Below are 12,450 nucleotides of genomic sequence, written 5' to 3' on the forward strand. Positions count from 1 at the left end.
ATTCGATAGTAACGAAATCGGAATGAGAGGGAGAGAAGATGAGGCCTACATCCAGGCGAATGGTTCTTGGGTCTGGAGTGGCCTTGCTCGCTTTGGGGCTGACGCACAGGAGTCAGGCGCGGCCCTATCGTCTTCCGTCAGCCGCCGCTATGGCTGCGGATCGGTTGCGCCCTCAATATCATCTGATTGCCCCTTATGGATGGATGAACGACCCCTGCGGCCCGGTCTGGGTCAATGGTCGCTATCACATGTTCTATCAGTGGGGGCCGGACAAAGCTGCGTTTGGAAACATTCACTGGGGCCATGCGACCAGCCCTGATCTCGTTCACTGGCATCACGAACCCGTTGCGATGAGCCCTGTCCCCGGGGGACCAGATGCCATCGGAGTTTTCAGTGGTTGCGTTGTGATCGTTGAAGATCAGGCCATCGCTTTTTACACGGGGATTGAGCCATCCGTGCAGTGCACGGCGACATCTGATCTCCAGATGATGCACTGGAAGCAGAACCCCGTCCCGGTTCTTTCTGAGCCCCCGCCGGGACTGCATGTTGATGGATTTCGCGATCCGCTCGTCTGGAAGGATCACGAGGGATGGCACATGCTGCTGGGCGCCAACGTTCGGCAATCCAAGTTTGGTCCGGGTGGCGTCATTCTGAAATACGATAGCGAAAATCTGATAGACTGGACCTATCGCACTCTTTTCTATGGCCCCACGCATCAGGCTGGCGCTTACGACGATGCCATGGAATGTCCGGACTTTTTTGCGCTCGGCGATACCTGGGTTCTGATCTACTCGCTGGGTAGCACTGTTTATTATGCCTCAGGCATTTACAGCGAAGGCGCATTTCATCCGCGCATTATTCAGCCTCTTGGATATGGCTCGTTCTACGCCGGACGGACCATGTTGGATGAGCACGGGCGGCGCGTTCTTTGGGGCTGGGTGCCTGAGAAGCCTGAGCGCAGTCATGGGGCGATGGAAGCGGGTTGGAGTGGTGTCATGTCTTTACCGCGGGTTCTTACGGCTGACGGGGATGCCGCTCTGCGTCTTGCGCCCCATCCCAATCTGACTGCGTTGGAAGGCCCGCATTTCCGCCAGCTCACGCCCTCGTCCTGGGCCGCTCCCGATGGACCGAATGGCCGGATTCGTCTGACCTTTATTGGAACCGAGGCAGGGCGCCTGACATTTGGAGGGGAGGGACCATTTCTGGAGCTTGATTACGATCCATACCGGCCCGGAAAAGAATTGATGGCCAATGGAGATTCCGCACCCTTGCCATTGGCCGCCCGCAATATGCTGGATATTTTCGTAGATGGTTCGGTCGTGGAAATTTTCACCTCCTCAGGTGTCTGTCTCACGACCCGGGCTTATGGAAATACGGATGCGGCCTTCAAGTTGTCTTTGGAAGGAACATTCCGTGAGGCCGTTGTCTCTGCCCGCGCGATGAATCCCATTTCTCCAGATCGCCTGACCAGTAGCCCGGTCTGAACATTCAGGCCGAGGCTCTTGCTTCCACTTCGATCAGGGCCAGACCTTCAGCGACAGAGACGAATTCTGATCCGCCATCGACGCGGCTTTCACCAAAGCGATCCGTGAACAAATTCCGAACAGCCGGAACGAAAGACGTGCCGCCGGTGAGGAAGACATGATCAATATCGTCAATGCCGAGGCCTGTAACGTTCAGGGCATCGTCAATGGCGGCTGCGAGTTTTTCCAGATCGGGTTTGATCCAGCTTTCGAAATCTGCACGCGTGATGGCCTGCTCGATTTTCAGGTCCCGGTGGCTGAACTTCAGGACCGTGCTGTCGTGCCGTGAGAGATCGCTTTTGGCCTGACCAATCGCCCGATACAGGTTCTGGCCTTCCTGATCTTCAATCAGACGCAGAAGATTTCGCAGCTTCTGCGGATCGGAGGCCGTCTTTGCGACGTCTGCAATGCTGCGAAGGGTTTGAGGGGTCCGCATCAGGGACAGGCGATGCCAGCGCCCGAGGCTCGCATACCATTCAATAGGGACGGGAAGAGGCTGCCCACCCATCACCCGATATGTCGTGTCCCGACCAAGGGCGGGTGCGACGACATTGTCGATAATACGGAAGTCAAACTGGTCTCCCGCGATCCCGACACCGGAATGACCCAGCGTGACGGTGCGCGGTGTGCCATGGGGGTCAAAGCGCATGACAGAGAAATCGCTTGTGCCGCCGCCGAAGTCTCCCACCAGCACAGTTGCTGGTGCATCCAGTCGCTGCATGAAGCGCCAGCCAGCCCCTTCGGGCTCGAGTACAACGTTTGGCTCAGCGAAACCTGCCTCGACAAAGCTTTCCTTCAGGCGCTTCACACCCAGATCATCATCGGCCAGTTCACCAGCAAAGCGCACGGGCCTGCCGATCGTTGTGCTGACCTGCTCTGGTGTAATGCCTGCTTTGTCCATCAGGGAGCGCAGGAACCGGGCGATCAGGTTCTGAAGCGTCATGGTCGAGGCAAAAACACGTGTTTCGCGGAATGAGCCCTGAGCCAGATAGGTTTTCATGGACATGATGAGGCGGCTTTCTGCCGGATCATCCAGATAGGCCTCGATGGCATCAAGCCCGATGGCGTCCTGAAGAACGCGTCGATTGCCATCCTGATCCATCCAGAGACAGAGCAGGGTGCGGCAGGTTTCGGAAGACGGGCTGTCAATGAAGTTGAAGATGGCAGGCTGCGTGTTGCCCTGCTCATCTGCGATGACGACGACACTATTGGTCGTTCCAAAGTCGATGCCGACGCGAATTTTTGGCGCTTTAAGAGGTTGCGTCGTCATTTTGGCTGGTCCCGTCCCGAATTCGCGAAGGGCGAGGGTTTAGGAAAGAACGGCTACGAGGCCAAGGGAAAAGTTGAAAAATGGCTTTATGGAAGGCGCAAAATGTCAGAGCACGCTGTTTTTTGCTTCATCGTAAAGACGTTGAGAGTCCTGAATGTCAGCCATATGGGTTTCAGCCCAGTGCGTGAGGCTTGAAACAGCCTGGATCAGGGTCTCTCCAAGAGGTTTGAGGCTATATTCAACAGTGACGGGCACGGTTGGATAAGCTTGCCTTAAAATAAGCCCGTCACGCTCAAGGTTTTTCAGCACCTGAGACAGGATCTTCTGCGAGATCCCATTGATATCCCGCTTGAGAGCATTGAAGCGCACAACGTCATTCTGAAGGCGGTCCAGCACCAAAAGGGCCCATTTGTCACCAAGCCTGTCTAGCACCATGCGGGTCGGACACTCTTTCGCATAGACGTTGAAACAGAGGTTTCGTGCCGGCGTGTCTGGTTTCTGCGAGGTTACCATGTGTCTTGAAGGTGCCTTCTTGTCCCGAATTTTCCAACATAATACCAGAAAGGGTGCTGGTTTCCAATGGATACCACGTATCGCATTGTATGTTTGATCTCTTGGTTCGAAGGACAGGAACGATGTCTAAAGTCTTGGTCGTCTATCACTCAGGGTATGGCCACACCAAAGTGGTGGCGGAGCATGTGGCTCAGGGAGCACAGGCTCAACTCGTGGCAATTAGTGCGGACGGTGAAATTACCGAAGCAGAGTGGGCCGCATTGGATGACGCGGATGCCATCATCTTTGGAACGCCAACCTACATGGGGAATGTGAGTTGGCAGTTTAAGAAATTTGCAGATGCCACGTCCAAAATTTGGTTCACGCGAGGCTGGCAGGACAAAGTGTTCGGTGGTTTCACGAACTCCGCCAGTCCAAACGGGGACAAGCAGGTGACGTTGATTACGCTGCAAACACTTGCATCCCAGCATGGTGGCATCTGGGTGAGCTTGGGAATTCCGCCGTCCAACACTTTTGAGGCAACTGGCGACGATCCGAACAATCTGGGTGGCTCAGTCGGTCTTCTGGCGCGCGCTCCAGCAAATGCGGGTGTCGATGGTGTTCAGAAGGGAGATCTGCTGACGGCTGAGCGCTATGGCCGTCGTGTGGCTGATATTGCGGCGCGTCTCAAAGCTTAATCAGCAATGTGTAGGGCGAGGCGCTGCAAACAGCATGCCTCGCCCTTGTTGGTTAGGACAGAGCCGCTTCGTAGGCAGCAACGTCCGGAACGGCAGGACGTAGCGTTCCCATTTCTGCTTCAGACTGAACCATCGGCGTCATGCCCAGAGCGGACAGAAGCTGACGGTCGCGGTGTTCAGCAGGGTTTGGCGTGGTCAGGAGCTTCTCGCCACAGAAGATGGAGTTGGCACCTGCGAGGAAGCACAGAGCATGTGCCTCATCCGTCATGTTTTCACGCCCTGCCGCCAGACGGACATGGCTTTCCGGCATCATGATGCGGGCCGTGGCGATGATACGGACGAAGGTGATCGGATCGACCGCTTCAGCTTCACCTAACGGCGTGCCTTCAACGCGAACGAGCAGGTTGATGGGCACGCTCTCGGGATGCTTCGGCAGGTTGGCGAGCGTCATCAGCAGGCCGGCGCGGTCGGACAGATCTTCGCCCATACCCACGATTCCGCCACAGCAGACATTGATGCCGGCATCGCGCACGTTGGAGAGCGTATCGAGGCGCTCCTGATACGTGCGGGTGGAGATGATGGAGCCGTAGAATTCCTCGGAGGTGTCGAGGTTGTGGTTGTAATAATCCAGCCCGGCATCCTTCAGGCGCTGAGACTGTACGGAGTCCAGCATTCCCAGCGTGACGCAGGTTTCGAGACCAAGGGACTTTACACCCTCGATCATCTCACAAACGGAGTCGAGATCGTGGTCCTTCGGGGAGCGCCAGGCAGCACCCATGCAGAATCGGCCTGCGCCTGCTGCCTTTGCTGCACGTGCCTCGGTCATCACCTTTTCGACGGCCATCAGGCGCTCGGCCTTCACGCTTTTTTCGTGTCGGGCGCTCTGCGGACAGTAGGCGCAGTCTTCGGGGCAACCGCCTGTCTTGATCGAAAGAAGCGTGGAAATCTGCACTTTTGTGGGGTCGAAATAACGACGATGCAGTTCCTGGGCGCGGAACATCAGGTCCGGGAAGGGGAGGTTGATCAGCGCTTCAACTTCAGCGCGCGTCCAGTCGTGGCGGACGTCTGGCTGTGTCATTTTCTGAGCCGTCACGGGGCTTTCTCCAACGTTGTTGCGTCACACCTACCCAAAATGGCCCCGGCGTGTCATCTCATCGTCATGATTATGAGCCGGAAAACGGACGAGGCAAAGCGATGAAACACTGGCGTATCGAGCAGATGGACTGGGATTCCTTTGATCCATCCCGCGTGGACCCGGATATCATTCCTCTGGTGAAGTCTGCTTCAGTCGTTGAAAAGAATGGCTTGGACTACGCTGAATATCTGAGACACGTCTTTGTGGGAGACCCGGATTTCAGCGCAGCAACAGCCAACTGGGCAGTGGAAGAAGTTCAGCACGGAGATGCTCTGGGCCGCTGGGCCATGCTGGCAGATCCGAGCTGGGACTATGAAGAGGCGTTTGAGCGCTATCGCGCAAGTTACAAGATTGATGCAGACGTTGATGCGTCTATCCGTGGGTCCCGCACGGGCGAACTGATCGCACGCTGTATGGTCGAGACGGGAACGTCGTCTTTTTACACGGCGCTGGCGGATGCGACGGATGAGCCCCTGCTGAAAGCCATCTGCAAGCAGATTGCCGCCGATGAATACCGGCATTTCAAACTCTTCTATGATCACATGCATCGCTATCTGAAGCGCGAGAAGCTCAGTGTCTGGGCACGGACGCGTATTGCTCTTGGGCGTGTGACCGAGAGTGAGGACGATGAGTTGGCGTCCGCCTATCACACGACCAATGAATCCCCGGACATGCCCTATGATCACAAGCGGTGCATTGCGGCTTATATGTCCAAAGCCATGGGATTCTATCAGCAGAAGCACATTGATCGTGTGACGGCGATGATCTTCAAGACAATAGGCTTCACTCCGCATTCCCGTTGGCAGAAGCTGGCAGCGAATGGGGTGTATCGACTGATCCGGTGGCGTCGCAAATCGTTTCAGCGCCAGATTGCGGCCTGACGGTTTGTCAGACTTACGGAAATTCACAAGACGGAAGAGGCCATTTCGTGCCATGAAGGGCTGCATTTTCTGTCTTGTAACTGGAGCTTGAGAATGGACGTTCGACCACTTCTGTCCCGTCGCTTTATCTGGGGAGCAGCTGCCCTTCTGTCCATCGCAGGGCTGTCGCAGGGCTTCTCAGCCAAAGCAGATCCGTACTCGTTGCCGATCGCGACATCAGGCCCGGTGACGAGCGATACACCGGCAGCCGCAACGGTGGCCTCCCAGCAGCTTGCCCGACAGGTCGGATACGCTCAGTTTACAGCGGCGGACTGGCATGTTGGCACCGTGCGGCACATGGTGATGTTCCGGTACAAGAAGGACGCCACGACGGCACAGCGTGCAGAAGTGTCCGGCCGTTTTCTGCATCTTGCGCAGGACAGCCGTCGCCCTGACGGTCGCCCGGTTGTGGTCAGCATTGAGACCGGGTTTCAGAATAGTGGGGAAGGTGTAGAGGGCGGCCTGCAGCAGGCGTTCCTCGTGACGTTCCGCTCTGAAGGGGACCGGAACTACTATGTTGGCAAGCCCGTCGTGACAGATCCGGCGTTCTTTGACCCTGCCCATGAGGCCTTCAAGGAATTTGCCGGGCCATATCTCGATAAGGTTATGGTCTTTGATTATGACGTGCTGGCTGTCTCCGCACCCGCTGACAAAGCACGCAAGACAACCCGCAAAAGCGGGAAGTAACAAAAAGTCTCCGTTTGTATGGAAGGCCTTTTGACGAAATGATCTTTTATGCCTCATGCTACGGCGATCGCCAGAACATGAGGCATAATGTGAAGACTACAGTTTCTGTTAAACGCCGCCTGACGCAAGGTGCGAGTGTACTTGCGCTGGCTATGGGCCTTACAGCCGCAAATGCACAGGCCGCCGGTTACAATTCAGGCTGGGGCTTTGATGAAGCCGGCATGAATCACAGCGTCAAGCCGGGCGACAATTTCTTCGAATATGCCAACGGTACGTACCTCAAGAACCTGAAAATTCCAGGGGATATGAGCAGCTATGGTCCGTTCCGTATTCTGTACGAACTGTCCATGGAGCGCCAGAAGGCGATCCTGAGCGAAGCACAGAAGCACGTTTCTGCCGAGCCGTCTGATGACATGGGCAAGATCGGCACCTTCTACGCCAGCTATCTGGACCAGAAGGCCGTTGATGCTCTGGGAGCCAAGCCGCTTGCTGTGGATCTGGAGAAGATCCGCAAGGTCAGTGATGCCAAGAGCCTGGCTGAGGCGTTTGGTACGTCCCTGAATTCCATGGCGTTCTCGACGTTTCAGATTGGCGTCGAGCAGGATCAGAAAGATCCGGAACATTACATGCTGATGCTCGATCAGGGCATGAGCATTGGCGTCAGCGGTGGCTTGGGCCTGCCCGATATCAGCTACTACACAGACCCGAAGCTGGCCGACAAGAAGAGGGCCTATCAGGCTTATGTCGCGAAGATGCTGACGCTTGTGGGCTGGGCTGATCCAGCCAAGAACGCGCAGGCTGTCGTTGATCTTGAAACAGCGCTTGCCAAGGTTGAGATCCCCCGCGATCAGACGCGCGATCCGCTCAAGCTCTACAACCCGATGACGGTCACGCAGCTGCAAAAGATCGCTCCAGACTTTGACTGGGTCACGTTCCTGACGACTGCAGGGCTTCCGGCCGAAAATATTGCCGATCGCAAGGTAGACGTGCGTGAGCCAGATGGCATCGGAGCCATGTCCCGCGTTCTGAAGAAGGCTGATTACAGCGTACTTCAGGCTTGGCTAGCCTTCCATCTGGCAGATAATGCCGCAGCCTATTTGTCTCATGATTTCTCTGACGCGTCCTTTGACTTCAACAGTCGCACGCTGTCGGGCGTGGCGCAGCAGTCTCCTCGTTGGAAGCGTGCGACGCGCGTGACCAATGGCGCCATGGGCTGGGCTCTGGGCAAGATCTACGTTGCCCGTTATTTCCCGCCGTCAGCCCAAGCTCAGATTACAGAGCTGGTGCAGAAGGTGAAGTCTTCCTTCCATGATCGCCTTGAGCACAACACATGGATGGACGAGCAGACCCGTAAGGCTGCTCTGAACAAGCTGGATCACTTCGCTATTCAGGTTGGCTATCCCCAAAAGTGGTGGGACTACAGCAACCTCGTAGTTCGCAAGGGCGACGTGTATGGCAATGCTGTGCGTGGCGCCGCGTTTAACTGGCAGCATGAGCTGAACAAGCTCGATAAGCCGGTGGATCGTGACGAGTGGGGCATGACGCCGCAGACCGTGAACGCTTACAACGATCCGACGATGAACGAGATCGTTTTCCCGGCTGCCATCCTTCAGCCGCCGTTCTTCGATCCGAAGGGTGATATGGCTGTGAATTATGGTGCTATTGGTGGCGTGATCGGTCATGAGATGAGCCATGGCTTTGACGACCAGGGCCGTCATTATGATGAACATGGCCGCCTGAATGACTGGTGGACCAAAGCATCTTCTGATGCTTTCCAGAAGCTGGCCGATCGTCTTGGTGCACAATATGACGCGCAGGAACCTCTGCCGGGCACGCACGTGAACGGCAAGATGACCATGGGCGAGAACATCGCGGATTCCGGTGGTCTGAACCTTGGTCTTCAGGCTTATCATGACTCCCTGCATGGCAAGCCGCAGACAACCGTTCATGGCCTGACGGGCGATCAGCGCGTGTTCCTGGGCTGGGCTCAGGTGTGGCGTGAGAAGGATCGGCCGGATGCGCTGCGCCAGCAGATGCTTTCGAACGAGCATGCCCCGGCCGTCACGCGTGTGAACATGCCAGCGCACAATATTGACGCCTGGTACGATGCATTCGGCGTAAAAGAGGGCGACAAGCTCTATCTTGCCCCGGATCAGCGCGTAAAGATCTGGTAAGGGTCGTGACAAAATGAAGCGTGAGGCTTATCCACGGTCTCACGTTTCAATTTTCTGACTGACGGACTGCCTCATGACGCAAATGACGATCGGCCATCTGTACACCTCGCTTCATGCCGGGTGTGCCAGTGCGGTCGCCCGTGTTCTCGAAGCGCATGAGGTGGACGTCGAGTTTGTGGACCTCGACCCTGAAGATGTGGCGGAAGCCATGGAGCAGGGCGAAGTCGATCTTCTGGTCTCTGCCTGGTTCCCGCGCGATGAAAAATTCGCTGGGCCTGGCTTTCGTGTCATCGGGGATCTGTATCAGCCGCAGATTTCGTTTGCTGCGCTGCGTGTGCTCGGTCCTGTCAATGCGCTGACATCAGCCGACGTGGATCGGGTGATCGTCGCAGAGGACAGCCGCGAAATTCTTGAAAAAGCACTCAAGCAGCTTCCTGCCCTTTCTTCCCTGCCGCTTGAAGTTGTGGGGGAAGCCGCTCTGATCGGTCGTCTGGAAAAGGCGCAGGCAGATGGCGAATCTCCGCTTGTGGTCGCCACACAGCCTCATGCGGTATTCCACACCGCGTTGCTGACGCTGGTTGAGGACCCTGACAAGCTGCTTGGTGGGGAAATGTCTGCGCGCATGGTTCTGCGGGAAGATGTAGCCCGCAAGGCAGATACGGATCTTCTTGATGAATTGTCCGAGATGATGCTCGGCAACAAGGTCATGAGTGCGCTGGATTATAATATTGGCGTTGAAGGGCAGGACCCTGATGATGCTGCGGAAGCATGGCAGCGTGGACGTCTTATTCCGCGGGATGCCTGAGGATTTCAAAAAAGGGCCGGATTTCTCCGGCCCTTTTTTGTATCTACAGCCTTAGCGGTAGACGAGGCCGCCATCGATCAGGATGGACTGGCCAGTAATGTAATCGGAATCTTTCCCCGACAGGAATGCGACGAAGCCAGCAACGTCGTCTGCTGTTTCGACCCGTCCGAGAGCGATGCCTTCAACATACTTCTTGTACGTTGCGCCCAGTTCAGCGCCGGTAATTTCAGACATGCGCTTGTCGATCTCGACCCACATATCCGTTCCGACGATGCCCGGGCAGTAGGAGTTCACGGTGATACCGAAGGCTGACAGTTCTTTGGCGGCCGACTGCGTCAGTGCGCGAACTGCGAACTTTGTGGAAGAATAGATCCCGAGAAGAGGAAAGCCTTCATGGCCAGCGATGGAGCAGGCATTGATGATCTTGCCCTTCTTGCCGGTATCTTTGAAAATGTTGGCCGCAGCCTGGATGCCCCAGATCACGCCCTGAACATTAATGCGGTAAATCTTCTCAACTTCTTCCTGGGTGACGTCCAGAATAGGCTTCACCTGACAGATGCCGGCGTTATTGACCATGATATCGAGGCCGCCAAGCTGGCTGGAGGCTTCTTTCAGGGTCTTCTGAAATTCATCGCGATTACTGATGTCAGCCGTTAGAGCGATAGCACGTCGGCCAAGAGCTTCAACTTCCTTGGCGGCTTGCTGAACGGTTTCCTGTTTGACATCCAATAGAATGATGTCAGCTCCCTCGCGCGCTAGACGAAGAGCGATGGCCTTGCCGATACCTTGAGCCGCCCCGGTTACAGCGGCAATTTTACCAGAAAGAGACATGCAGAAATTTCCTCTCTCTTCATGCGCCACGAAATGTGGTTCGCACGAATGGTAAACGTCTTCTGCTTTCAGGCTTTGATTTTCCACAAAAAAAGACATGTTTTCGAAAATAGGCACGCAAACGTGTTTCGTGTGAAGGAAATATTACATGAGTAATTTTCTAAATTAACGATTTTGTAGATATTTGAACATTAATATAAAACTTACTTCACCTCCATAAGTATTTTTACTTTAAAACAAATAATAAAAAATATTTTAATTATTTTATATTTGTGAATTATTAATCAAATTTACGAGAAATTCTAAAATGTTAATTACGCTACAGTGCTCCGTCGCGTAGGGATTTTGCATGCTCACTCTGGATCGGGCGCAATTCGTTTCAGAGGTCGTGATGTAACATTATTCCTGTTCAAATAGGGGCGCCAGATTTGCATCTTCGTGTGCTGGGTTATGCTCTGAAAAGCTCATGGTTCGTGTGGTTTTTCAGTATTTTCGTATCGCTGCCTGCTTTTGCTCAGGTTATGGACCGCGATATTGGATCTGCGCCAAGTCAGTTGGTTTCAACGCCTCTTCCTGTCCATGCCTCGCGTGAAACAACAGTGCCAGCATTTTCCCATCCCGAGGCTATCGTCTCCAATCCCCTGTCAGACTGGCTGCGTAAGCGTGGCATCAATTTCCTCGTCGATAATACAAATGAATTTGCCGGAGCGATAACGAAGCCGACGCGCGGAACAACGCCGGGATTTGAAAACTACAAGCAGGGCGCGAGCAATGCGGGCCAGTATGCGATGCAGCTTGATGTAGACTGGGAAAAGCTTTCTGGTCTGCGTGGTTTTGCGACGCACATGATTACGGTGGGGCGATACGGTACGACGGCCAATCGCATGTTTGGTGACTGGCTCAATCATGCTTCCGAAGATTATGGCGGTGGCGGAAATGTTGTCGTGCATCTGGTCTATATGTATGGCGAAGAAACGCTTTACGGTGGGCGTCTGGCGATCGCCGCTGGCCGCATGTCAGAAATTTCGGACTTTGCGGCGAGCCCTTTGTTCTGCAATTTCCAGAACGGTAGTTTCTGCGGTCGTCCCAAAGGGATTACGGACACGAATTTTGACGCTGGCTATCCTGCTGCGACCTGGGGATTTCGGGTTCGAGGACGGCCGGTGCGATCTGTCTATGTTCAGACAGGGGTGTATCCGATCGAAAACGGGATTTACCAAGTCTATCAGCATCGAACCGGATTCAAATTCAATGGGGCCAATATCATCGGGTATGCGGCACCGATCGAAACAGCTTGGGAGCCGGTCTTCGGACATGGCACGTTGCCGGGCCATTACAAATTCGGGGCCCAGCTCTTCAGTACGCCGCAGACTGACAACTATTACGATCTGTATGACGGTTCTTATGCCGAGAGCGGACTTGCGCATAAAAAGCGAAGCGCGTCTTGGTCAACCTGGGTCATGCTGGATCAGCAGTTGCTGCACTATCGGGCAAAGGGCTCGGGCCTGACGGCGATGACGGGGCTTATTTACAATGATCCCCATACATCCCTGCGCCGGTATCTCGTTTATGGTGCACTGATTAACCGCGGATTTCTGAAGTCTCGACCTTACGATACGCTCGGATTTTCTCTGACCTACACCAAGATTGCATCCGGTGTGAGCCGAAGTGAAGCTGCGCTGATCCGTAAAGGGCAATCACTCCCCAATCATGCGACAGGTGTTCAGCAGGACGCGGTCGTGATGGAGTTCAACTACGCTATCCACGTTGTGAAGGGTGTAATTTTTACGCCTTTGTTTGAGTATTACATTCACCCGAATGCCCAATACAATCTGCGGGATGCCGCTCTTTTGGGGTTTAAGAGCCATATCCAGTTTATGTGAGAACTCTTTCTTGCGGTGTATCTGAAAAGCGC

At 54.9% G+C, this 12,450-nt stretch carries 11 protein-coding genes; 7 read left to right on the plus strand and 4 right to left on the minus strand.

What is annotated here, in order from left to right:
* Positions 1–38 precede the first annotated feature (38 nt).
* On the plus strand, positions 39–1,484 hold the full coding sequence (locus R5H23_RS07700) for a glycoside hydrolase family 32 protein (RefSeq protein ID WP_317214994.1): 1,446 nt from the start codon (positions 39–41) through the stop codon (positions 1,482–1,484).
* Positions 1,485–1,488: 4 nt separating this feature from the next.
* On the opposite strand, the gene R5H23_RS07705 is transcribed toward R5H23_RS07700, so the two are convergent.
* Positions 1,489–2,793 (minus strand): Hsp70 family protein, encoded by a 1,305-nt coding sequence (locus R5H23_RS07705; RefSeq protein ID WP_317214996.1) that lies wholly within the window; start codon positions 2,791–2,793, stop codon positions 1,489–1,491.
* A gap of 105 nt (positions 2,794–2,898) precedes the next feature.
* Positions 2,899–3,228, minus strand: a complete 330-nt coding sequence (locus R5H23_RS07710) for a helix-turn-helix domain-containing protein (protein WP_317214997.1) — start codon at positions 3,226–3,228, stop codon at positions 2,899–2,901.
* Positions 3,229–3,428: 200 nt separating this feature from the next.
* Here R5H23_RS07710 and R5H23_RS07715 point away from each other — a divergent pair, with 200 nt between their 5' ends.
* A complete protein-coding gene (locus tag R5H23_RS07715) occupies positions 3,429–3,983 on the plus strand; it encodes a flavodoxin family protein (protein ID WP_317214998.1) in 555 nt (184 codons plus the stop codon).
* Between the two features lie 52 nt (positions 3,984–4,035).
* On the opposite strand, the gene bioB is transcribed toward R5H23_RS07715, so the two are convergent.
* Positions 4,036–5,061, minus strand: coding sequence for a biotin synthase BioB (gene bioB / locus R5H23_RS07720; protein WP_167386107.1), 1,026 nt, complete (start codon positions 5,059–5,061; stop codon positions 4,036–4,038).
* A gap of 116 nt (positions 5,062–5,177) precedes the next feature.
* On the opposite strand from bioB, the gene R5H23_RS07725 reads away from it, so the two are divergent.
* The 4 genes from R5H23_RS07725 (at position 5,178) to R5H23_RS07740 (ending at position 9,704) form a co-directional block, all read left to right on the plus strand.
* Positions 5,178–5,999: a ferritin-like domain-containing protein gene (locus tag R5H23_RS07725; protein ID WP_317215000.1), complete on the plus strand. Its 822-nt coding sequence runs from the start codon at positions 5,178–5,180 to the stop codon at positions 5,997–5,999.
* Between the two features lie 93 nt (positions 6,000–6,092).
* Positions 6,093–6,725: a Dabb family protein gene (locus R5H23_RS07730; RefSeq protein ID WP_064274083.1), complete on the plus strand. Its 633-nt coding sequence runs from the start codon at positions 6,093–6,095 to the stop codon at positions 6,723–6,725.
* A 14-nt stretch (positions 6,726–6,739) separates the two neighbouring features.
* Positions 6,740–8,899, plus strand: a complete 2,160-nt coding sequence (locus tag R5H23_RS07735) for a M13 family metallopeptidase (protein WP_317215003.1) — start codon at positions 6,740–6,742, stop codon at positions 8,897–8,899.
* 73 nt (positions 8,900–8,972) lie between these two features.
* Complete coding sequence (locus tag R5H23_RS07740) at positions 8,973–9,704, plus strand: glycine betaine ABC transporter substrate-binding protein (RefSeq protein ID WP_211516421.1); 732 nt, start codon at positions 8,973–8,975, stop codon at positions 9,702–9,704.
* Positions 9,705–9,755: 51 nt separating this feature from the next.
* Here R5H23_RS07740 and R5H23_RS07745 read toward each other — a convergent pair whose 3' ends face one another.
* Positions 9,756–10,535 (minus strand): acetoin reductase, encoded by a 780-nt coding sequence (locus R5H23_RS07745; RefSeq protein ID WP_317215004.1) that lies wholly within the window; start codon positions 10,533–10,535, stop codon positions 9,756–9,758.
* A gap of 455 nt (positions 10,536–10,990) precedes the next feature.
* Here R5H23_RS07745 and R5H23_RS07750 point away from each other — a divergent pair, with 455 nt between their 5' ends.
* Positions 10,991–12,418, plus strand: a complete 1,428-nt coding sequence (locus tag R5H23_RS07750) for a carbohydrate porin (RefSeq protein ID WP_408874340.1) — start codon at positions 10,991–10,993, stop codon at positions 12,416–12,418.
* The last annotated feature ends 32 nt before the right edge of the window (positions 12,419–12,450 follow it).

The organism is Gluconobacter sp. GP1 (assembly GCF_032913585.1).
GTDB classification, from domain to species: Bacteria; Pseudomonadota; Alphaproteobacteria; order Acetobacterales; family Acetobacteraceae; genus Gluconobacter; species Gluconobacter cerinus.

Coding starts and splice junctions, on each gene's coding strand:
- R5H23_RS07705 (WP_317214996.1), bottom strand. CDS start 2,793: ATGACGACGCAACCTCTTAAAGCGCCAAAAATTCGCGTCGGCATCGAC.
- R5H23_RS07715 (WP_317214998.1), top strand. CDS start 3,429: ATGTCTAAAGTCTTGGTCGTCTATCACTCAGGGTATGGCCACACCAAA.
- R5H23_RS07745 (WP_317215004.1), bottom strand. CDS start 10,535: ATGTCTCTTTCTGGTAAAATTGCCGCTGTAACCGGGGCGGCTCAAGGT.
- R5H23_RS07730 (WP_064274083.1), top strand. CDS start 6,093: ATGGACGTTCGACCACTTCTGTCCCGTCGCTTTATCTGGGGAGCAGCT.
- R5H23_RS07725 (WP_317215000.1), top strand. CDS start 5,178: ATGAAACACTGGCGTATCGAGCAGATGGACTGGGATTCCTTTGATCCA.
- R5H23_RS07740 (WP_211516421.1), top strand. CDS start 8,973: ATGACGCAAATGACGATCGGCCATCTGTACACCTCGCTTCATGCCGGG.
- R5H23_RS07700 (WP_317214994.1), top strand. CDS start 39: ATGAGGCCTACATCCAGGCGAATGGTTCTTGGGTCTGGAGTGGCCTTG.
- R5H23_RS07710 (WP_317214997.1), bottom strand. CDS start 3,228: ATGGTGCTAGACAGGCTTGGTGACAAATGGGCCCTTTTGGTGCTGGAC.
- bioB (WP_167386107.1), bottom strand. CDS start 5,061: ATGACACAGCCAGACGTCCGCCACGACTGGACGCGCGCTGAAGTTGAA.